This window comes from Photorhabdus khanii NC19 (assembly GCF_000517265.1).
Lineage (GTDB): Bacteria > Pseudomonadota > Gammaproteobacteria > Enterobacterales > Enterobacteriaceae > Photorhabdus > Photorhabdus khanii.
Genome location: NZ_AYSJ01000013.1, coordinates 263,460 through 285,635, shown reverse-complemented (window position 1 = coordinate 285,635; position 22,176 = coordinate 263,460). Strand labels below are relative to the sequence as shown.

General features: G+C 46.1%; 12 protein-coding genes and 3 pseudogenes. 7 read left to right on the top strand and 8 right to left on the bottom strand.

What is annotated here, in order from left to right; genetic code table 11:
- The first annotated feature begins 326 nt into the window (after positions 1 to 326).
- From PTE_RS13250 to PTE_RS13240, 3 genes are all read left to right on the top strand, one after another.
- Positions 327 to 2,021, top strand: a complete 1,695-nt coding sequence (locus PTE_RS13250) for a glycoside hydrolase family 18 protein (protein WP_036847251.1) — start codon at positions 327 to 329, stop codon at positions 2,019 to 2,021.
- 327 nt (positions 2,022 to 2,348) lie between these two features.
- Complete coding sequence (locus PTE_RS22885; RefSeq protein WP_051477401.1) at positions 2,349 to 3,251, top strand: glycoside hydrolase family 18 protein; 903 nt, start codon at positions 2,349 to 2,351, stop codon at positions 3,249 to 3,251.
- A gap of 192 nt (positions 3,252 to 3,443) precedes the next feature.
- Complete coding sequence (locus PTE_RS13240) at positions 3,444 to 4,616, top strand: DmpA family aminopeptidase (RefSeq protein ID WP_036847247.1); 1,173 nt, start codon at positions 3,444 to 3,446, stop codon at positions 4,614 to 4,616.
- A 538-nt stretch (positions 4,617 to 5,154) separates the two neighbouring features.
- Here PTE_RS13240 and PTE_RS25080 read toward each other — a convergent pair.
- The 4 genes and pseudogenes from PTE_RS25080 to PTE_RS13225 all read right to left on the bottom strand — a co-directional run bounded on the left by PTE_RS25080 (position 5,155) and on the right by PTE_RS13225 (position 8,215).
- Positions 5,155 to 5,344, bottom strand: a pseudogene (locus PTE_RS25080) (type II toxin-antitoxin system ParD family antitoxin).
- A gap of 259 nt (positions 5,345 to 5,603) precedes the next feature.
- Positions 5,604 to 6,935 carry an omega-aminotransferase AptA gene (gene aptA, locus PTE_RS13230; RefSeq protein ID WP_036847244.1) on the bottom strand — a complete coding sequence of 444 codons (1,332 nt, stop codon included), beginning with the start codon at positions 6,933 to 6,935 and terminating at the stop codon, positions 5,604 to 5,606.
- Positions 6,936 to 7,170: 235 nt separating this feature from the next.
- Positions 7,171 to 7,305 (bottom strand): hypothetical protein, encoded by a 135-nt coding sequence (locus tag PTE_RS26850; RefSeq protein WP_274534116.1) that lies wholly within the window; start codon positions 7,303 to 7,305, stop codon positions 7,171 to 7,173.
- 13 nt (positions 7,306 to 7,318) lie between these two features.
- Complete coding sequence (locus PTE_RS13225) at positions 7,319 to 8,215, bottom strand: PhzF family phenazine biosynthesis protein (protein WP_036847241.1); 897 nt, start codon at positions 8,213 to 8,215, stop codon at positions 7,319 to 7,321.
- Positions 8,216 to 8,396: 181 nt separating this feature from the next.
- Here PTE_RS13225 and PTE_RS13220 point away from each other — a divergent pair, with 181 nt between their 5' ends.
- The 3 genes and pseudogenes from PTE_RS13220 to PTE_RS13215 all read left to right on the top strand — a co-directional run bounded on the left by PTE_RS13220 (position 8,397) and on the right by PTE_RS13215 (position 10,523).
- Complete coding sequence (locus tag PTE_RS13220) at positions 8,397 to 8,597, top strand: AraC family transcriptional regulator (protein ID WP_051477400.1); 201 nt, start codon at positions 8,397 to 8,399, stop codon at positions 8,595 to 8,597.
- A pseudogene (locus tag PTE_RS23770) lies at positions 8,572 to 8,751 on the top strand (tail fiber assembly protein); the annotation flags it as partial. The gene PTE_RS13220 and the pseudogene PTE_RS23770, both read left to right, overlap by 26 nt.
- A gap of 605 nt (positions 8,752 to 9,356) precedes the next feature.
- Positions 9,357 to 10,523 carry a cupin domain-containing protein gene (locus PTE_RS13215; protein WP_036847238.1) on the top strand — a complete coding sequence of 389 codons (1,167 nt, stop codon included), beginning with the start codon at positions 9,357 to 9,359 and terminating at the stop codon, positions 10,521 to 10,523.
- A 76-nt stretch (positions 10,524 to 10,599) separates the two neighbouring features.
- Here the strand turns inward: PTE_RS13215 and mcf are convergent, their stop codons facing one another.
- A complete protein-coding gene (gene mcf, locus PTE_RS13210) occupies positions 10,600 to 19,377 on the bottom strand; it encodes a TcdA/TcdB pore-forming domain-containing protein (protein ID WP_036848343.1) in 8,778 nt (2,925 codons plus the stop codon).
- Positions 19,378 to 19,631: 254 nt separating this feature from the next.
- Here mcf and PTE_RS13205 point away from each other — a divergent pair, with 254 nt between their 5' ends.
- Positions 19,632 to 19,943: a hypothetical protein gene (locus tag PTE_RS13205; RefSeq protein WP_036847233.1), complete on the top strand. Its 312-nt coding sequence runs from the start codon at positions 19,632 to 19,634 to the stop codon at positions 19,941 to 19,943.
- Positions 19,944 to 20,056: 113 nt separating this feature from the next.
- On the opposite strand, the gene PTE_RS13200 is transcribed toward PTE_RS13205, so the two are convergent.
- From PTE_RS13200 to PTE_RS13190, 3 genes and pseudogenes are all read right to left on the bottom strand, one after another.
- Positions 20,057 to 21,169: a class II histone deacetylase gene (locus PTE_RS13200; RefSeq protein ID WP_036847230.1), complete on the bottom strand. Its 1,113-nt coding sequence runs from the start codon at positions 21,167 to 21,169 to the stop codon at positions 20,057 to 20,059.
- 95 nt (positions 21,170 to 21,264) lie between these two features.
- The gene (locus tag PTE_RS25750; RefSeq protein ID WP_036847228.1) at positions 21,265 to 21,561 is read right to left on the bottom strand and encodes a hypothetical protein; all 297 of its coding nucleotides are present in this window, start codon (positions 21,559 to 21,561) and stop codon (positions 21,265 to 21,267) included.
- Between the two features lie 407 nt (positions 21,562 to 21,968).
- Positions 21,969 to 22,109 (bottom strand): annotated as a pseudogene (locus tag PTE_RS13190) (type II toxin-antitoxin system PemK/MazF family toxin); the annotation flags it as partial.
- Positions 22,110 to 22,176: the final 67 nt, after the last annotated feature.

Sequence of the window (22,176 nt, the reverse complement as noted above, 5' to 3'; positions counted from 1 at the left end):
AAAAAATAGTCACTTGAGAATAAAATCAAAATAAATTAATCGTAAAAATTAATTTACAAATATTCATTAATATTGGTGATTGTAACAATAAAGATGTAATATATTTTCGATTTGATATTATTGTTTTTGGTTTTACCACATTATAATAAAGAGATGATAATGTTCAATGTGTTGACATAAAATTAGGTTGATCATTGACAATCAAACAAATAGCAATTATTTGTTTTCCTAAGAATACAAGCTAGAATATAATTGTGTTACCACACGAAGTAAAATAATTTGAATGTTCATCGAAAAATAAATTGATATCTAGTCGAGGTGATTTTATGTCAAAAATAATCAAGACAGATTCTCTTAGTGAACAATCTTATAAAATAGACAATTTCAATCCATCAACTGAAACAATAAATTTCAGTTACACATCGGGGAGGGTTTTATTACCGGTTTATAATAAATATGATACACAAAATAAGCCTAAAGTTTTTGGCTATTATACAGATTGGTCGCAATATGATGGCAGATTACAAGGAAATCAAGATCCCGCCAGTCGTGGTAGAGGAATAGATTTACAGCACCTTTTAGATAATCCTTTTGCGTATGATAAATTAGTTATTGGTTTCTGTGGAATATTAGGTGATGAGGGTGAAAAGAAGCAGCAAATTAAAGAGCAAGCACCACTATTTGCCCGCACCAATAACGGTGAAGTCACATTTACAGATGCCTGGGGGGATTGCCAGTCTTATCAGAATTGCACTTATTCTGGTTGGCAGGATATCCAAATGCCAAGGGATTTCGATCAATCTAAAAGTATGGGCGTATTAGGTGGATTGGCTAAGATTCAACAGGCTGCAAAAGCCCAGGGCCATGACCTTATTATGTCATTCAGTGTCGGTGGTTGGACCATGAGTAATGGCTTTTATAATATGGTCAGAGACGAAACACTGAAATCCTATTTCTGTTCGAGTCTGGTTGATATATTCCGACGTTTCCCTATGTTCACCGAAATTGATATTGACTGGGAATACCCAGGTGTTGCCGGGAATGACGGTAATATTTATGCTCCAGACGATGGCGATTATTATGTTAGTTTAATTCGAGACTTAACCGCTGCTTTTAAAGAAGCGGGGCGATCGGATGTAAAAATAAGTATAGCCTGTTCCGCAGTGCCAGAAAAAATGGAGAAATCAAAAATACCAGAATTATTAGAGGTTGGACTATATGGTATTAATGTTATGACCTATGATTTCTTTGGTACTCCGTGGGCCGAAAAATTGATGCATCACACGAATCTTCGTGATTATCCTGGAGGTGAAAATAGTGTAGAAAAAGCGGTTGAATATTTACTGAGTATCGGTGTTCCTGCATCTGTAATTAATATTGGTTATGCTGCATACTCACGTAATGCCAGAAATGCGGTTATTGATAGTTACTCGCCATTATCCGGCAGTTATGATCCGGGCTATATTCCGAAAAAGGAACCGAAAATTACGACAACCGGTTCATTTGAATCAGGAACAACAGAATGGTACGACACTATATATAATTATCTGGATTTGGAAGGTAAAAAGGGGAGAAATAATTTTTATTTTTGTACTGATGATATAGCAGATGCTGATTATCTCTATAATAAGGAGAGCAAGTTGTTCATTTCTATTGATACCCCTCGTTCTGTTAAAGCCAAAGCTCAATATGCACTGGAAAAGAATCTGGGAGGAATATTTACATGGACTGCGGATCAGGACCGAGGCTTATTAGTTAATGCCGCCAGGGAAGGTCTTAGTTGTGAGTTAGTCACGAAAAAAATAGATATGACACCATTCTATTTTAAAGGCATTGATGTTGATCCGGGTGATCAAGGTAAGGGCGGTGATTACCCGACATGGGATGCAAATAAGGAATATCAGGCTGGTGATAGAGTCAGTTGGAAGGACCAAAACTGGGAAGCTAAATGGTGGAATAGGGGCACCGCACCAGATGGCGCTGAAACATCTGATGCTTACCCTTGGATTAAAATTTCATAATTAGTTAAATGAAGCCACCAGTATGATATGTGTGTACTGGTGGCTGATTATTTACCTTCATTTCTTCTTTACTTATATCTTGTAAATGAAAATAAATGTGTCCTTACGTGAAGATAGCTTAGGTTAAGGTATTGCAACTATATTTTTTAAAAAACAAACTAAGTTTAATCTGCTATTTTATTGTCATTAGTTCCTGTGTTCTATAACTGGCACTATATATATTTTAGACGGTTTTTATATTGTCGATAAAATAATTACCATAAAAAACTTCTTCGGGAGGAAGGGGCAGGGTGAACTCGTTCCGAAGATAAAATAAAAGGTTTATTCATGAGATTAAAAAAGATCAATCTGTTGAAGGTTGCATTTATCGTTTCCTTTGTAACAAATCAGTCTTTTGCAGCAAGTAATGTTGTATTTCTGAACAATCCTTCACCACAACATGTCGAAGATATCGGTAATTTTGTTGTGAAACGGACTGAAAAACCATTTTTTTCTGATGTTATATTATTCGCAGCCAACATTAACAGCAACGCTTCAAAGAATCCTGTGCTATTTTACAACGATGAAATAAGTTCTATACTTAAAGGAAATATTTCCCTTGTGCATAATTTGCAGAAAAAAGGTATCAGAGTTCAACTGTCTTATCTAGGCAATCATCAAAATGCAGGTTGGTCATGTAATATGAGCAAGGAAACAGCAACGGCGCTTGCCAACGAAATGGTAGACGATGTCGTTAAATACGGGTTGGATGGAGTCAACATTGATGATGAATATTCAAGATGTTCCGGTAATCCTCAATCTTTCTATTGGGTAGCGGATGCAATCAAAAGCCATCCAAATTTTGCAAAAAAAGTATTAACCAAGGCCCTGTGGTCAGATTCGATCTACTTTAAGGAACCAACAAACATAGCAAATTTATTGGATGCAGGTTACGAGATGACTTATGCCGGCAATGTTAATAGCCTGGCTCGGTACGTCAATTTCGGGATGAGAAAAGAAAATTTGTTACTGGGTGTTTCTCCTGAAAAAAATTCGGTATCCTCAGTGCAGAAGATTACCAGATCGGTCATTAATAAAGGGTACGATGGGATGATGGTTTGGTCACCTAATACATTCTTTACAAATAGCCAAGCATCTCAATATTACACCGCGATCATCAAGGCAGAAGAGGGGGTAAATGAAGAAGTTGTATACGTCCCGGATACCAGAAAAGACAATGCAAAAGAGTAGTATTGATATACATTAGTTAATATGTAAAACCACGTATAGAAGATTCAAAAATTTTCTATACGTGAACTTGTGGCATCAGGAAATATTTTTCTCTATTTAGGATGTACCACAGGGAATGACCGGCATAAAGCCGGTCAGCGAAACGGACAGTACGGTAATCATCAAGTTAATTTTTTATAACAAGGAGTATTTATGAAAATATTGAATATTATAATTTTATCTATATCGACAATGATATCCTCTAATGTTTTAGCCAATGAGACTAGAGCAAGGGATTTAGGCATTCCTTTCTCTGGAGTCACGGGGAAATATAATGCGATTACAGATGTTAGTGGTGTAGAAGTTGGCTATTCAACCATAATAGAAGGCGATGGAAAGTTAGAGGTTGGGAAAGGTCCAATAAGAACAGGCGTGACAGCTATATTGCCAAGAGGAAAGAAATTTAGCCCTGTATTTTCGAGTACATTCTCTTTAAATGGAAATGGAGATATGACAGGCAATCAATGGGTCAAAGAAAGTGGTTTCTTGGAAACGCCAATATTGATAACCAACACTCATAGTGTTGGTGTTGTTAGAGACTCAACAATTAGCTGGATGATTGATAATAATCTAACATCACCACTAAAAGATGATTTATTTTGGTTATTACCTGTGGTTGCAGAAACGTGGGATGGAATATTAAATGATATAAACGGTATGCATGTAAAAAAAGAACATGTCTATCATGCGTTGAATAGTGCTGAATCAGGAGCGATAGAAGAAGGTAATGTTGGTGGTGGAACGGGAATGAACCTTTTTAAGTTTAAGGGAGGCACTGGTACTTCATCAAGAATTCTAGATAAAAAAGATGGAGGATATACTATTGGTGTTCTTGTTCAAGGCAACTTTGGTGATAGGGATGACTTGATTATTTCGGGGGTTCCGGTTGGTAAAGAAATAAAAGATCTCAAGCCGATATATCATGGAAACAAGAAAAAAATAAAGGATGCTGGTTCTATAATAGCAGTGGTAGCCACAGATGCGCCATTAACTCCTCACCAATTAGAAAAAATAGCTAAAAGAGTATCTCTTGGGCTTGCAAGAGTAGGTGGTGTAGCCAGGAATACCAGCGGTGAGATATTTATCGCATTTTCAACCGCAAATAATGATGCATTCTCCAGAAAGGATGTAAGAACAATAAAAATACTCCCAAACGACAAACTAGATCCTTTGTTTGAGGCAACAATCAATGCAACAGAAGAAGCAATAATTAATGCTATGATCGCCGCCAAAAAAATGGTTGGGAGAAATGGTAACACTTCGTATTCTATCCCTAAAGATAGAGTTAAAGAAATATTAAAGAAATATAATGTACTCAATACCTAAAATTTTAATAAAAGGCTATTGATTCTGATAAATATAGGGTAGCACAGGGAGATTGCAGCATAAGTGCCCCACACATTTTTATGCTCTCCAGTTTTGCGTCCTCATGTTCTGGGGAATATGAGGTTGATATAGCAATCAGACATTTCGGACTCGCGGGAACATATAACATATAAATATGTTGGGCCAGAATTCATTGATGTGTGAAACTACGATGGGAAGGCAGACTGGATAGTGGCAAAGTTACATTTTTTTTAAAAACCTGAACTCTGGTTCAAGGAAGGAAAGAAAAAAGGAATTAAGTGCCTGAAGAGGGCATAAAAAAGTGTGGGGCACTTTGTTCAGTTAACGATTAAATAACCATTAAATGTATTAGTCGCGATTAGATCTGACAGTGAAGGTAACTCTTATGCTCCATACTAACCAGTTGATGTATGTTATTTAACATAATATACATTAGGCGCACTATGATTGAATCCAGTTCTGATCTGAGCAATCTGAAAACAATCAACCGTAGACTTATTCTGGAAAGTCGGAAAACTTATACATTTAAGTCCTTCGCTGCCATTACAAAAATATCATCCAGGCTGTTTTTGCTGACAGGAGAATTCAGGCCAGCCAGCACCATTTCACGAACATTCTGAATACGCTGCTCGCGAGCCTCCATCAGGCGCATCACCAACGAACCCGTTGAAATGCTCACCAAGGGTAACACTAGTTACTCGTGCCATAAATCTGTCTCTCTTCATGTATTACTGAGTAATACAATTATAGCAAGGCATAATAATGATCGCCAACAGACTATGTTAATCCCAACACTGAAACGTTCTTTTGTCTCCGACCGTCTGGGGCTTATCACCGCTGAAAATCGGCTGCACATTCGCTGTCAAACTCATGATCGTTGATAAGTACGATCATGAGTTTCTTCATTTAGATTTAGATAGCTATTTCTTCTATGACCTGGCTGCCGTATTCACGCACGTTCTATCATCATTTAATGTGATGTAATGTTTCACCGACAGCGTCAAAGAGACGATCCAAATCTGCCCTTTCCGCGTTGAACATAGGCCCGAATTGCAGCGTATCTCCGCTAAAGCGTACGTAAAAACCCGCTTTCCAAAGTGCTATACTGGCATCAAAGGGACGTACGGCAGTATCACCGTCACGGGCAGCCAACTCAATTGCTCCTACCAAGCCACAGCTGCGGATGTCAGTCACGTTTGGACAGTTTTTGAGAGCATGAAGGGCCGTTTCAAAATGAGGGGCAAGCTCAGCGGAACGCAGGATGAGATGGTCTTTATCCAGCAGATCCAAGGTTGCTAGCCCGGCGGCACAGGCTACAGGGTGTGCCGAATAGGTATGACCATGACTAAATTCCACTAAATGTTCCGGCAGTGGCTGAGACATAAAGGTTTCATAAATTTCACTGCTTGCCACTACGCCTCCCAGAGGAATGGCACCATTGGTAATTTGTTTGGCAAAGTTAAGAATATCTGGTGTCACACCAAAATATTCAGCACCGGTCCAGCGCCCCATGCGACCAAAGCCAGTAATAACCTCGTCAAAAATCAACAAAATATTATGCTGATCGCAAATTTCACGCAGACGCTGTAGATACCCTTTAGGCGGAATAATCGCACCGGCGGAACCACACAGTGGTTCGATAATAACCGCCGCGATGTTTGAAGCATCATGCAGTTCGATCAACTTGAGCATCTCATTGGCCAACTCCACACCGCCGGTTTCCGCCATACCTGGTGTAAACGATATATCGGCTTGTAGCGTATGGGGTAAGTGATCTACATCCATCAATTGTCCGAACATTTTGCGGTTGCTACCAATCCCCCCCAAACTGGTACCAGCAATATTGACACCATGATAGCCAAGTACACGGCCAATCAGTTTGGTTTTCGCAGGCAGGCCTTTCACCCGCCAGTAGGCGCGCGCCATTTTGACGGCGGTGTCTGTAGACTCAGAACCTGAACTGGTGAAAAAGACGTGATTAAGATCACCAGGTGTCAAATTGGCAATTTTTTCTGCTAGTTGGAACGATAAGGGATGACCGAACTGAAAGCCTGGTGAGTAATCAAGTGTACTCAATTGAGTAGCGACTGCTTTCTGAATTTCTGTCCGGGTATGACCAGCTCCACAGGTCCAAAGACCAGACAGGCTGTCATAAATCTGGCGCCCTTTATCGTCCTTCAGCCACTGTCCTTCGGCAGCAACGATAAGACGCGGATCGCGGTGAAAATTTCGGTTAGCACTGAATGGCATCCAGTGAGATTTCAGGTTTAACGATTCAGAAAAACGGGTCTCAGACATAGTTAACTTCCTCTCACAAAAGTAGAATTTGAGTTTAGTTCAACCTCCTATTTTTGCCAACAATAATTGTCCGATTTGTTATGTAGATATATCATGGTCTAGCATGTAGTTACCCCGTAAGCCAATTAAGTTACCAAATGGGTCTTCTACTTGACACATTCCCAGACCGTTTTCAATAACCATTGGACCTCGATACAGCCTGGCACCAAGCTGCTGAAAATATTCAATTGCATCTTTAAGGTCCAGGATCAGCTTGCACTATTTCCAGCGAAAATCCGTTGATTTTTAAAACCGTAAAATCGAATTTTTGAATCTGAGTCAAGCTAATGCCACAATGATATTTAGCGCGCATGGCGTGTTGTTCGCCCATTTTTGCGCGCTTCCTAAAGATGAGGGACTCTTTGGATCATGATAGTACCATTAATGCAGGTCACCGCGCTGCCACCGACAAAAATCTTACCGTCAGAATGACTAAGCTGTAGACTTCCCTGACGGCCAAGTCTTTTGCCCTGTGATGAATGAACAATTTTATCGTCAATCATAGCAATTTTGTGGTAACGCATGAATGCAGCAACACTGCCGTTTCCACTGCCGCATACAGGATCTTCATTCACACCACATGAAGGCGCAAAAGAGCGTACTTCAATATCGGCATCTGCCCCTTCGCAATAGGCACCATAGAGACAAATCCCAGTGATGTTCATTTGAATGTCGTGCTCACGCAGCTTGGTATAATCAGGTTCCGCTGCCAGAACGGCTTCTGCTCCTGTGGTATGGGCGACAATCCAGCGAGCTCCAACGTCAATAAGTGCAGGTGTCAACATGCGATCTAGCTGACAACTGAGAATACTTTCGAGGCGATCTGTTTGCCCGGTGCTGAGCGGTGTGATGGTTGGTTCTGGTAGTTCAAAGGTGATTGTTGTATGACCTTCTTGTGTTTCTGTCACGTTCAGTGTAATTAATCCCGCCCCACATTCTTGAATCAGTTGTCCCCTGCTCACCTGAATTAAGCCGGCTTCAAGAAGAGCATATGCGGTACCTATCGTAGGATGACCGGCAAAAGGGAGTTCACTGCCAGGTGTAAAAATCCGTACACGGTAATCTGCTAATGGGTTTTCTGCGGGGAGGACAAACGTAGTCTCAGAAAGATTGGTCCAGTTGGCAATATCCCGCATCTGTATCGGTGAGAGTTCCCTGGCATCCATGACAACGGCAACAGGATTTCCCTTGAAAGGCTGGTGAGTGAATACATCAACCTGTTTAAATGGTACGAAGGACATAAAATTTCCTTATATAGTGCCAAAAGCGAAAAGTAATTTGTAAGTGTGTCAGGGAATGATGTTAAGAACTGAAAATATGACAAAATGGTAGTTTGATGTCAAACAATCCATCATTATTACAGCAATATCGGTCAGGCAATGCTTCTTGTGCTCAGGCATAGTGATCGCCATGGAGGATGCAATGCACGATGATAAAAATAATGGTTATGCAAAACGGTTCAATAAGATATTTGATTATATTGAGCACCATCTGGATGATCAGCTTACACTTGAGCAACTGAGTGAAGTGGTGAATTTTTCGCGTTATCACTTTCACCGTCAATTTGCCAATTATTGCGGTATGCAAGTGGAAATGTGCTATTTTTCGCCAACAAGCCAATGAGGCCATAACTGTATTGCAATATGCGGTTGAAACTGAAATGGCATCGGAAGCTGAAAAGGTGTTATTACTCGATTGGAAAAAGTATCTGGTATTATTGAGTCGGATTGATATTTCATTGGCACCAGATATTAATTGGCCTGAAAAACCGCAATAATAATAGCGTTAACGTTTTTACTGTCTTTAGATATTGATAAAAGGCTGGTTTTGTTAATCAGAATTTTAACTTAATAAAAGCTCGTCTAAAAACGAGCTTATCACTGTGTTATGAATAATGGGTATAAATTAAGGTGAGTTTTTTAATAATTTAATGTAGTGATTATAATAAAACATTATTTAATTTAGGGGATATATGAGTCAAAAAAATGGTTTTATACCCAAGAAACTTCAAGATGCAGCTTTTAGCACCTGAAAATGGTCGTTAATTCTAGACATCAGCGAGTCCGCTATATCAGGTAGCGTTGTGGTGAAAAATTTGAGATGGATTTCATTCCCAATGATAAACTTCATAAATGTAATATTATAATGTTAAACAAATTTAATATGGAAATTTGATAATGAATTCCGTCAACATTTTCGGCAAGTGAATTTTTTTACAGGAATAAGCTTTTTTTCCTCATTCTAAGATTCATTTTTTTACTATGATTAATAAGTCACCTTTAATTTTTCCCTCTCGTGACAACGGTTAATTTAAAAAAATCAGATTGATATACATCAGCTTGCAACCATTCTTGCAGGTATCTATCCTTTGGAGAAAGCAATATGTTCTCACGTCGTGATATCTTGAAGGCATCCGCAGTTAGCGCGGCAGCAGCCAGCGTTATGGGAAGTATGATTAAATCCGCTGTGGCTGATGACCAACGTAATCTTGTCTTACCTGACAATAAACCGCCAGGAAATGCCAAAAGCTTATATAAATATAAATTCACAAACAGTAAAAAACGTGTATTGGAATATGGATGGGCACGCGAAGCCACAGTGGAGCAATTCCCGATATCCAAAGGTATTGCCGGTGTTGATATGAAGCTTGAACCTGGTGGTGTACGTGAACTCCATTGGCATGCTATTGCTGCCGAATGGGCATTTATGCTTGAAGGCCACGCACGTATTACTATTATCGATCCGGAAGGCAAATGTGAAGTAGCGGATTTTGGCCCCGGTGATGTGTGGTATTTTCCTAAAGGACACGGCCATTCTATTCAGGCACTTGAGGATGGAGCACATTTTGTGCTGACTTTCGATGACGGGCACTTCTCAGAATTTGGAACTTTCAGTATCACTGATTGGGTGACACATATACCGAAAGAAGTGCTGGAAAAAAGTGTCAATATGCCGATAGAGGTTTTTTCTAAAATCAAACAGGGAGAAGCTTATATAGTCGGTGGTGCTATACCGCCAAAACTACCCCTGCCGGTTAACGATGGAGGGTTGAACAATGCACCACTCACTCACCGGTATGAGCTCATGAAGAAAAAACCATTCTTCGAAAACGACGCAGGGAGTATTCATAAGGTGTCATCACTGGAGTTTCCCATTTCTACAACTATTACCGGCATTATAGAGATCATCAAACCTGGCGCAGTACGTGAGTTACATTGGCATCCTAATGCCAATGAATGGCAATACTACATTTCAGGCAAAGGGCGTATGACGGTATTTGGTTCCCACGGACACGCACAAACCGAGAAATATGAACCGACCGATGTCGGCTATGTGCCGCAAGGATTTGGTCACTATATCGAGAATATTGGGAATGTGGATCTTAAAGTGCTTGTTGTGCTGGATAACGGTATTTACCAAGATATCTCACTATCCGATTGGTTAGCTAAAACACCATCTTATCTGCTGGCGGATAATTTCAACAATCAGATTGCCGATTGGGTAGACCGTCCCAAGGATAAGCTGGTTATATCGCGCCGCAGGACTTGATATATCCCTTATCGAAGAGACAGGAAGAGCTTTACGCCCCTCCTGTCATTTCTCCTGCTAGCTCAAAACAATGAAGCTACTGGGTGGCCCAGGACAGTTCGAACAAACCATCTTTGGCCACTCCTTCCCAAGTAAAACCCTTGACCAAGTAATCAACGTTGATCACCGACGAGGAACCTTCCAGCTCAATTTGCAGGTGCCGGTGCGTCTCCGCTTGGCTACCGAACACCTTGCGCATCACCAGGGCCGTGCCATTGGTCGAGTCGGTTAGCATCAGGTCATCCTCGTGGCGGCTGACGAGGATTTTTTCCGCATCGGCCACTGGCATGATCAAGCGATCCAGACCCTGATCCGGGTCATCGTTGTCAATGACGACCACGCGGTAATGCGACCATATCTCTTGGCTAAGGCGGTAGGTATCGTTACTGGTACCGCCATGCAGCACCACGCTGTCAACACCGGCGATCAGCGGTGGGAGCAGATAGTCCCCGCCCTGAAGCAACAGCGACGAACCAATGCGCTCGACACCAGTGTAATGGTTCAGCTTCTGCGCATTGCCGGCCTTGACCCAGTACAGCGTCTGGTCCATCGGGCTGTACACGTAAGCGCCCTTCTTCCCGGCAGCGATTCCGATAAAACGCAGGTTGTCTGCGGCAGGGATGCCATCGCTGGAGAATACCTGACCACTGTCGACATCGAACCAGCCTTGCATGTCATCGCCTTGCAAGGTCAGCACACCTTTGGCTCGCCACTGATTAGCTATCTCAGCAAGTGCCTGTGGCAGACGAGCGAGGTTGTCCTGTTTCCAACCTTTGTCGACGGCAACTAACTGTAATTTGCCGTCATTGGTTCGCAGTAGGATCTCGCCTTTTACGGTGGTCAGACGCAGCCCGGCATCGACTTGCTCCGCCGTCTTGAGGTGCAGTTCAGGCATCAGCTCACTGGCAGCGGGAAGCTGCGCTGAGGCTTCAAGCATTGCGTCGATACCGAACGCGGCAGCCAGCGCATCGGCAGTCATAGGCCGCTGACGATACAACTTGCCACTGGCGGGTTCGAACAGTCGCGCACTAGAGCCATCCGCTTCAAAACCCAGGAACTGCAAATGCTTGTCTTGCAGGGAAGCCACAACCACTTGACCGTTGTGGTACCACACCGGCAGCACGCTCTTGCCGTCGGCACCCTTGACTCCAAACACGGCCAGGATGGCACTGCTGCCGGTGACGCTGTGCAGGTCCTGCCACCAGTGGGTACGTCCCTTGAGCCAATGCTCGTTGACGGCTGCGTAGTTAAAATGCCCCAGTGCATCAAGCTGGGCCACACGCCCGTCCTCGGTTATTGCGACCAGGTGACTGTTCAAGTTAATCACGTTGACCAAGGCCGGAGTGGTGACCCGCAATGCGCTCGGTTGGTTAGCGTCGAGTACCACCTGACCTGCTCCTTCCTGGCGGAACAGGGCCTTTTGTTCCTTGCTGTAGAAGAAAAACACTTCCTCGCCACCGGGCTGCGATATGCTCCCTGCTAACACCAGGTCGGCCGGGATCTGCCAGGCACTGCGGGTCTGCTCATACTCTTCGAAGCGCTGGGTCTGATCCGACGGTGGTGCCAGATTCGGCTTGATTAGCATCCCGTCACTGGTGCGTATCCAGTAACGGTGCGGCACGCCAGCCGCATCCACGCCGAACACCGTGACCAGCGCCGCACTGGTCGGCTTGATCAGCCGTGCTCCCAGCGTATACATCAGAGTCTCACGCTGGGTACTATTGCTCCTGTAGCCCTGAAGTATGACCTTAATCTCATCACCATGCCGACCGGTGCGGGCCGAAAGTTGGAGCAGCGCATCATCACCCACCGCACTAACCAACTCCATTTGGTCACCGAGGATCCGATAGCTCAGCTCAGCCTCCCTCTCCTTTAGCTGATAATGGCGTGCTAGGTAGACCGCATCCCCCTCCTGCCATAGCCGACTGATCTTGCCTGCATTCTGGTTGAACCACGGCTCAAACTGTGCGTCGACCTGCCCGGTGGCGATGTCTACCCGCCACGCCACCGCGTTGTCGGCATCGTAGAAATAGGCATGGTCACCCATCACCGCACCCAGTTGGGCATGTCTGGCCTGTTCCTGACTGGTGTCGGTGAATAGCATGCGGTCCTTGGCCACATCGTAGAAAGCTCGACCAACATCATGTCCGTTGTGGCGGTAGTTCTCCACCACCACGTACTGTCCGTGCAACTGATGCGCCTTAGCTAAATCACTCAGGTGCTGCTCGATTTGCTGGCCGGGCATCTGCCACTTGCTTGCATCTTCGCTTACCACCTGAGCTGTCAGGCTGGTGAGATCGACTTTGTGCACCTCACCCTTACCGTTGACCACCAATATCTGCCCGTTCTGAGCCGGGTTGAGCTCTACCACAACCCCGCCTACCACCAATTGGTTCTCCGACACGTGGATGCTGTCACTGGCGAGTTGGCTACTGTCGATAATCCACTCACTGGTGACATCGTTCGTGAGCTTAACTTGGGTGCCTTTGTTGAGGCCGATCAGGTACTTGCCGCCCGCCCCCTTAATCTCGTAGCGCAGAAAGCCGTGCAGCTCCTTGGGCAGCTCGGGCACCACCAGTTGCCGGTTGCGCTGATCGAGCACTACTTCGACCGAGGTGTCGACATACTCATGACGAATTCTACGGATCGTCTCCTCACCCGGAAAGATGTAGAAGTCGTAGTCAAATCGTTTGTCTTTCTCAAGCCTGCGGATCACGTCGAAACCTGCGTCGTGGCGTGTGGTAGCACCGGGTAGCAGCATGTATTCGTAGCTGATGTAGGACTTAGGCGTGCCAGGCAAGATCACCACATTGCTGTCGCTGTGCTTGAGGGGCTGGGAAATGTCCTTGTAACCAATGCCACTTCGTACCTCAATCGCCTGACCACGGTCGTGGACCATTCGCGGAAAGTCACCGACCCAGAAGAAGTAATTAATTTTCCCCGAACCGGTAGAGCCGGAATGGGTTCGGTAGATGTACTGGCTGTCGAAACTAATCTGGTTCTTGCTCAAGTCAAGGCTTTTGACTACCGCCCCGGCAAGGGGCACCAGTACCTTGTTCTTGTCGTCATAACGATAGCCGTTGTTTTTGTACGCATTGTCGACTGTGTCGAAGTAACGACCCACCGCCTTAGCATCCTCGGCGACCGCACCAAAGGCCTGCGCCAGTGCTGTAAAGCCCACCGCAAGCCCGCCAAGGATCACCCCGGCCCCACCGAGTACTGCCCCGGCCGTCGAAGCACCGACCAACCCGGCTCCCACTCCTGCTACGCCGGTAACGAAGCTAGCCGAATCGAACGCCAGCTGGGTACCGAACACTGCTTTCTGAACATCGTTCTCGGCGTGGGCCAGCTCATAGGCATCCAGACCGACCATGGCTCCGCCAAACAATAAACCGGCGCCTTCGTTGACGGTGTGGCCCAAGTTCAAGGCAAAGCCTTTGAGCGAGGTTTCGGCGGCCACCACTTCGCCACGCAGCGCCGTACGTACCAGCGCGGTGACCTTGACCACATCCTGCACGCCACCGTGAGCCATCTGGACAAAATTGAGGTAGCTGTGGACCTTGAGCGCGGTGGCTAGATCAGGCGAAGCCACTCCGCTTGCCGCATCGTGACGGTTCTTGTCAGAAAACCACTGGATCAATGTCTGGACTGCAAACCCTGCGTTCAACCCGTCCACCGGCGCAGCCTCGCCAACCCCACCGCGAGGCCGCATCCGGCCGTGCTCCAGGGTAAAGTGCTCATTCAGCACACTGATGTGCTCATCGACGAAGCGCCGGAATTCGATAAAGGTGTTATCGTTGGTAACCAGCCTGCGGGTCTGTTCGGGTTGATCACGGTTGATGAATTGGACCCGGTAGCGGCCTTCCCCCAGGTCTTCGGTTGTAGCGATGATTGGTAGCCAGCGGTTATCCAGTTGGTATTTTTGCGCCAGCTGGGTACTGGCGGCTTCGAACCGTGCGCCCCATTGTTCGGCATCAAAGGTCTTCAGCACAGTGCCGAGTTGCAAGTCTTTCGTGATCTGCTCTTGTGTACTCACCGCCTGCTCGACCTGACGCCGTTGCCCGATGACACTGGCCAGCTCCTCGAACCGGGCCAGATCGGCCACATTCAAGCCATTGCTCACGGGTACTTCAGCCATCTTGCCGGTATCGATCTCAATCAGGTTGAAGGCCGGTGCCGAGTTACTGCCGAACAAGCCGTAATGTGCGGCCAGATTACTCCCCACTAAGTGCTGATCCATGGCCTTTGACAGACTCTTGGTGTTGTCGAAGGCAAAGATCCCGACGTTCGGGTCATAGAAATAGTAGCGACGGCCTTCGGCTGTGACAGCGCTCCCTACCATCATCGAATGATTCTGGGTATTGAGTGCGAATATCGAGGTGCCGGTCGTTGTGGCCAGTCGCGACACCACTTCGGGCAAATTGAACTGGCCCAGCTCCGTGGAGGCTTGAACGGCTTCGACATTGGCGTGCAGCCTGAGCAAACTGTTCTTAAGCAGCGTGGAACTGCCCGCTTGCGGGTCGGCAGAGGCGAAGAACAGCTTTTGCACCAAGCTATCGATGCCCACTTCACCACCACTAGCCAATGCCACGGCCATGGCCCTGACCAAGGGGTAGCAACGGCCACCGGATCGGTCACCAACCAGAGACAGATAAAAGTCCTGTGGAACCAGACGCTCGAAGACACTGCCTGCGTCATGGAAGTTCTCGCTGAACACTGCGGTCTGCCGCAGTACCTTGTCGATGTACTCGGCCTGGCTGGTTTCGGTGATGCGACCGCTCAAGGCACCCCGTTGCTTGTGGGTGAGTTTTCCATCGAGAAACAGGCGCTTCATCTCCAGGGCAGACATTTTGTCATCTACCCCAGTGATCTTAATCTCACGGAAGTGGAGCAAGCCATCTCTGAACTCGGTGCCCTGTCCCCCGCGTTGATAGGCCTCGGAGGTTGCATAACTTTCGCCCACACTGCTGGTGTGCTCCTCGCCCTGAATGGACGAATCGTCAATCCTTACCACCGCAGCGCTGCCTTCTTTGTCTTTGGCCTTGATCTGCTGCCAGAGCCAGGTATTTTCGACAGAGCCAGCTTCACGCAATACCGGATCGTACTGCGCCCTGTAGTAATCCTGTGTAAGATTGAGTTGCTTGATTTGTTGATCGACCAAGGCCGTATCGCTTGAGGTGTATCGTGCTTCCAGGAGCTGGTAGCGCTTGTCCGCCACCTGGTCGATGTCGGCTTTGACCTTAGCTTGAACCGCTTCGCGCAATCGGGTCCATGCAGCAATTGCCGGATGCTCAGGAGAAAATGCTCCCTCTGTGTAGACACCGTCGGCAACCCCTTCGACCGATACCCCAAACTGCGTCGCCACCTTCTTCAGTTGTTGATGAACCTGCTCACGGTAAGTGGTGAATTCGGCCTGTTTGCGCTCCACCACCTGACTGCCGGCGACCTGGATCGAGAGTGACTCCGCACCATCGCGCAGTTTCAACCAAACCATCTGTCCGTCTCGTTGATATTCCTGGCGCTGGAACACCAGTTGCCATTCGTCATTGACGAACTGCATGTACGCCGCAGCAAGACTCTCAGCGGTACCGGATACCTGGTAATCCTTGTAGTCGACCGCCATCACTACATTGTCGTATAGCAGCGAGCTATTGATCCGGCCGTCGTGGTAAACCCGGTAGGTATTGGCGTCAAGACGGGTCACTACCAGTGAGCTACCCGACAATGTACCAGTGAAGAGGAAGTTGCCCGGTTCTGCTGCCTGCTTGGGTATGTCCACATAGGCAGGCACCGGATTGGCTTGGTTCGGGCCGTTGTTACCGAGGAAATACGCTGGCACTTTTGCGGATATATCATTGGCATTTTGCCCGGTGTATTCCAACTCATACAGGTTAGGCGCGACCTTCACTAACTGAGCATGACCCTCTGCCGGCAGGCGGCCCGATTCGACCAGCACCTCGGCACTGATGGTATGGGTTTTGGCGAACAGTACAGGATCGGCAGCAAACTGATGGATGTCGGTGCTGCCTTGACGGGGCTTAAGTCCATCACCTACAGACGCCAGCCCAGACTTGAGTTCGAGATCCTTCACCGCCTGCCCCAGCAGCGCCGATCTTGGACCAAATCGGGTAAAACGCGGTGGATGGAACTCGTCAGCCGCTGGCAATCCCTGATTGATGATCGGCAAGACTCGTGCCATCACTCCGTCATACAGTTCACCCTGCAACGCCCTCTTGCTGCCTTCAACGCGGTACTTGTCGAACATCTGCAACAGGTCCTTGCCGATACTGTCCGCACTCTCCGGTTCGTAACGCGCAGCGACGTAGAGGGTTTCGAAAAACGAGTGATAGCCGTTACGGATCATGAAGGCCGCATTGGCCATCTGGAACTGCCAGTACTGCTTGATGCTCAACGCGCCATCGAACAATTCCGGCAAGGCATTGCTGACGGTCTGGGTGGCCCCGGAAATCCCCCCCACGAACGGGATATCCAGATCATTCATGTAGCGTGTAGCGTCATTCTTGGGGTCCGGACGGAACTGGTTGTAGCTGCGATACTTATCGTCCTTGATCAGGTATGAACCATCGTGATACGCCTGCTCCTCAGAGCTGGTATTAAGGATCAGATACGGGTCGGGTTGATTCAGCCGGTTATTGATTATGACCTTGTCGGCACCCAGCACGGCGTGAGGATTGACCGGGACTGCAGCCTTGGAAAGGCTATCAGCTATCGGGCTCAAGACATGAAACAAGACCTGTTTGCGCAGGCTCCTGCCCTCATTGCTCAACAGTGCTTCCTTAACCACCGGACGCAGTTGCGCATCGGCGTTCTCAAGGCCCTGGTAACCCGTCAACAACAGGGTGAACAGCTTGTCATCCAGTGAGCGCTCAACCGCGGCCTTATCGAAGATCTGTACTTTCGGGTTGTTTGGATGCTGTGTCGCATTGGCGTTGGCGACCCGCTGGGTTTCCTCTTCAACGGCTCGAGTGCGCCACTGTTCGTACAGCGGTGCCAGCAGCCCCTTGGCCTGGGCGATGTCACTTTGCACATAGCCACTTTGTAGGACCTTGTCCACAGCCGGATTTTTCACCAGTTTCGTCGCCAGCCCGAACAGCAGCCGGTCATTATCGGTGCTCTGCCAGACTGAAGCGGCGAACGCCTGTTCCCACAGCACCTTGTTCAGGTTATTGCCCTTGATATCGCGCATGCTGTCACGGGGGTACTCCGGCGCCAACATCCCTGCGGGGGTGATGTGGTTGCGTTCAAGCAAACGCACCAACTGCTGCTCGAATGCCATGCGCTCGCTGCTGTTTTTGAACAGGCGACTGCCCTCCGTACCGCTGTCACGCAGTTGTTCCAGCTTCTCGAAAAATGTGGCGTTGTATTTATACAGTTTACCAGTCTGCTCCTTACTCAAGTGATTGCTGCTGACCTTGTCGCCGTCAACGCTCATCACCCCAAAGGGCGTCGCGGACAGGTAGTCTTTGCCCTGGAGCATTTCCAGCAAGTATTGGCGGTTGGTAAAACCGACCGAACGTTCCAGCTCACGGATATTGACGAAAAGCCCGTCACGGTCCGGGTGGTAACTGCTCTGACGAAACCCCTCCAGGCCGATAGTCTTGAAACTGGTGATATCAGCATTCTGATTGATCAGGTCGCTCAAGGCGCTTGCCAATGGCACCTCTCGGGTGATGGTGGTATTCAGCGCCTGGCCGGACACCTGAATCCCAACCTGGTTCGGCACCTTGCGGTCAACGCTGGTCAGCAGCATCTTGCGACCGTTACCCAGCAACTGCGCCTTGAAACCTTCTCGCAAGGTGCTTTCCGAAACCAAGTAGTTGGCAAAATACTTCTCGACGAATTCGGTTTTGACCAGCACTGAGCGAATTGGCGCATAGGTCGGTGAGCGAAAGGATGGCGGCTCACTCTTGAGCCGGTATTGTTGTTGCCAAGCCAAGGAGCGGGCTGCGGTACCGAAGGAGAAGTTGAGTACCCCGTCCGTCGGCACAACCAACCTACCGTTCTCCAGAAAGAAGTCCTTGAAGCGGCCATCGGTGCTGGCATTGACCAGCGCGACGTTCATGCGGATGTAGCCGGGACGCTCCTCCATCATCAACAGTGAAATATTTACCGGTAGATCATCGGAAGCCCTTGGCACCTTGGTCAACGCACTGAGGGCTGTGGCCTCTTCCGTAGAAGGTGCATTGAGCAAAGTGTTGTAGCGGGCATTGACCTCCTTGTAGGCCTGTAGCTCGGAAAACAGCGTCACGTATTTTTGACTAAACGTGGAGTCGGACACCTGTGTGATCAATTGCTGTTCCAGATGTCTGATCTTAGTATCCAGCTTGGCCTGCTTGCCCGCCGCATCCTCCCTCAAGGTCGTCGCATTCAGGGTTTTGGTTTTGGGGTCGCCGGAATTGAGCATGACCAAAACCTTGCCCCAAGTGCTGTCAAAGTGCGTCATGGCCGTCTGTTGGCGGCGGTATAACCGGATGTCGCGCTCCAGTTGCTGCTTGTAGGCGTTGATCGCCGGCGTGCTGGGTACATTGTTCATCTGTTGCCGTCTTTGCTGCAACGTTTGCAACTGATCGCTGACAGAAACGGGGTTGTCCTTCATTTGAAAATGCTGGGCAGCCAGCACACTCAGGGTACTCTGCTGCATGTCTTGCAACCGCTCACTTACCTGCGTGATGTAGTCGGTACGCTCGTCAGGACTCATGTTGAACCATTCGGTCTGACGACCTGCCTCCTTGATCTGTCTATCGATCAGGATATTGAGTAGACTCGTGAAGTCTTTGTTGGGTATAAAAGCCATTACTATTTCCTTATATTTGTCGCTTATATTTCATTACATCAATGATAACAATGGATTATAGTCAACTATAGTTATATTTATATATTAATTATTAGTAATCTGAATTATTTATTAATATAATTATTTTAATGTAATCATACTCTTCAATCATATTGTTGTGTTTTTTATAAGACATTGAGTAAATAAAGTTGTCTCATATAAATCGGATTTTGACACACGGCAGAATGACTCACGCTAACTAACGGAAATTTACAATGAAAAAGAAGCAACTAAAAAAACTGCAGAAAGAACTTGATACATTGGGGCTAGTTGAAAAAAATCCTGATGTGGCCGGTTATGTGCTGTTTAACACGCGTAATCGCCGATTTGCGACGCGGGATAAAAATGAATTTGGGATGGTGATTTACACCGATGATATTGAAGAAGCCTATTTGACGACGTCACGATTTGCTGCATTAATGGAGATTGATTTTTTGCCGGAGCCAGACAAATTCGATATTGCAGTTATCCCTGTCGTTGATAACCCTTTATTTGGGTTAATGCTTAAAAAAACAGACTTAAATTAATACAACAAAATTTTGGACGGTTCCGGTATACGTGTGCCACGAATGCATCCGGTGACTTGATAGCCTTATAGGTTTGCTCCCAAGCTATGTGGAGCAAACCTACGCAACAAAGCTTAAAGACCGAATTTTTCTTTCAGTTTATCAAGCTGCCGTTGTTGAAATAGCTCAAACTCAGCTCTTGGCTGCTGCAAGCGTATAAAATCTAACATTGGATCTTTGACTTCAGTACGAATGCCGCTCATCTGTTCAAGTACAGCCAATCCACAGAATGGTACATAAGACTCCGCATACCCGCCTTCATGAACAACGACTAGTTTTCCGTCGCATAAACTTTCTGCTGTCTGTTGCACTAGCTGGGTCATCTCTCGAAAACTTTCACTATGGAGCTGCATCCTTGCCAAAGGATCCACCGCATTCGCATCATAGCCACAGGCAACAATAATCAGTTCCGGTTTAAAACGTTCAAGCGCAGGAAGTACTATCTGTGTCATTGCATAGATATAGCTATTATGTCCAGCTCCAGCAAGTAATGGGATATTTAGGTTATAACCTGCCCCTTCACCTTCCCCGATATCATCTTCACCGCTGTACCCTGGAGGGAAACAACCATCCTGATGTATCGAGATGGTCAAAACATCAGAACGATCCCAATAAATATGCTGAGTACCATTACCGTGATGAACATCCCAATCAATGACCGCAACTCGTTTTAAATCAAAACGTGCTTTTGCCTGTTCAATTGCTAATGGGATATTTGCTAGAAAACAAAATCCCATGGACTTATCAGGCAAACAGTGATGACCTGGTGGTCGAGAAAGGCTGTAAGCATTATCAAGCTCACCGTTAAGCACGGCTTCCACCGCAGCACAAGCAAGGCTGGCTGAGAGCTTAGCAATTTCATAGCTTCCCGGTCCTAGAGGGGCTTCTATACCAAGCATTCCTCCACCATTATCACTGACTTGCTTAAACCGCTTCAGGTACTCTTCCGGATGAATTTTACGTAATATTTGCTCATCAATAGGCGATGCCGAAGAAAGATGCAAAGAGTGGCTCAAGCCTGATACATCCATCAAATTTTTCAACCGCCTTTTTGTTTCCGGCGATTCAGCATGTGCAGTTCCAGAAGCAGGCTGAACCCAACCACCAACAGGCAGAGTTGTTATATGCATGCCAGTACTATGCCAAAAACAATGTTCATCAAAGAAAAATCCCGTTTTTCGTCTCATCACCCCTTCCTTACTATATTAAATTACATATCATTTGTGTCGCACCTATGTTTTGCCCATGTAGCGACAACACTTTTTCCCTGTCTATTATCTGCTTACGGCCAAATCTTATTCCTTTTAATCGTAAATCGCCAGCCGCTTTCAGTGTGAGAATATCGATTTGGTCGTCTTGGATCATTCTCCCATCCCTGGTTACCATATTGAGTAATATAATGATTTATTGCCTGAGTTTCCCCATTATTTCTGTTGACTATTACAGCGCCAAAAGGATATTTTGGGTTCTTTATGGCCTCTTTTATTGCCTCCCGCATATATTTTTCATGTTCGGTAATTTCCTGTTTTGATAATATGTTATTAATGATCTGTGTTTTTTTCTCTCCCGCTTGTAACATCAAGCGTTGCCAATAATTTTCTTCTGGTTTTATTCATGATTAATCCTTTTCTTAGTTGTAACTGTATTAACCTTCTATTGGGATAGAGTGAAAATTAAAAATTGAATAATGTCTACCATCAACAACATCATTTAATTCTATCGAAATAAAATGTATATTATATTAAATTCTCAATTGATATGTAAACTTTATATTCAGTCATTGAAATTGTCAAAAATATTAATCAATGTTTTTACTATATATGATAGCAATAGAATAAATTTGTATGTCTTACATATAAATTCTGACAATTAAGAAATAATTGGAAAATATTTTATTACAGATTGTAATTTATTATAAAATAATTGATAGTCATAAAAATGACTTAATTCAAGATATGAGGGTTTGTAATAAATGGAATTTCACAAGAGCAGTAACCCCACTTTATTGTTATAGGCAAATGGACTCAGCATTACTGCGGGGCGATGGCCTCCCTGCTCGTGTCCAGTCACAGGATCAAAGTCAATCCAAATAATATCGCCGGAATCAGGCACAAAACGAGAAACCATCAGATCAATTCCTTACCTATTACCCCATTTTTTCACGACGACTTGTGCCATGTTTAAACCCTCAAAG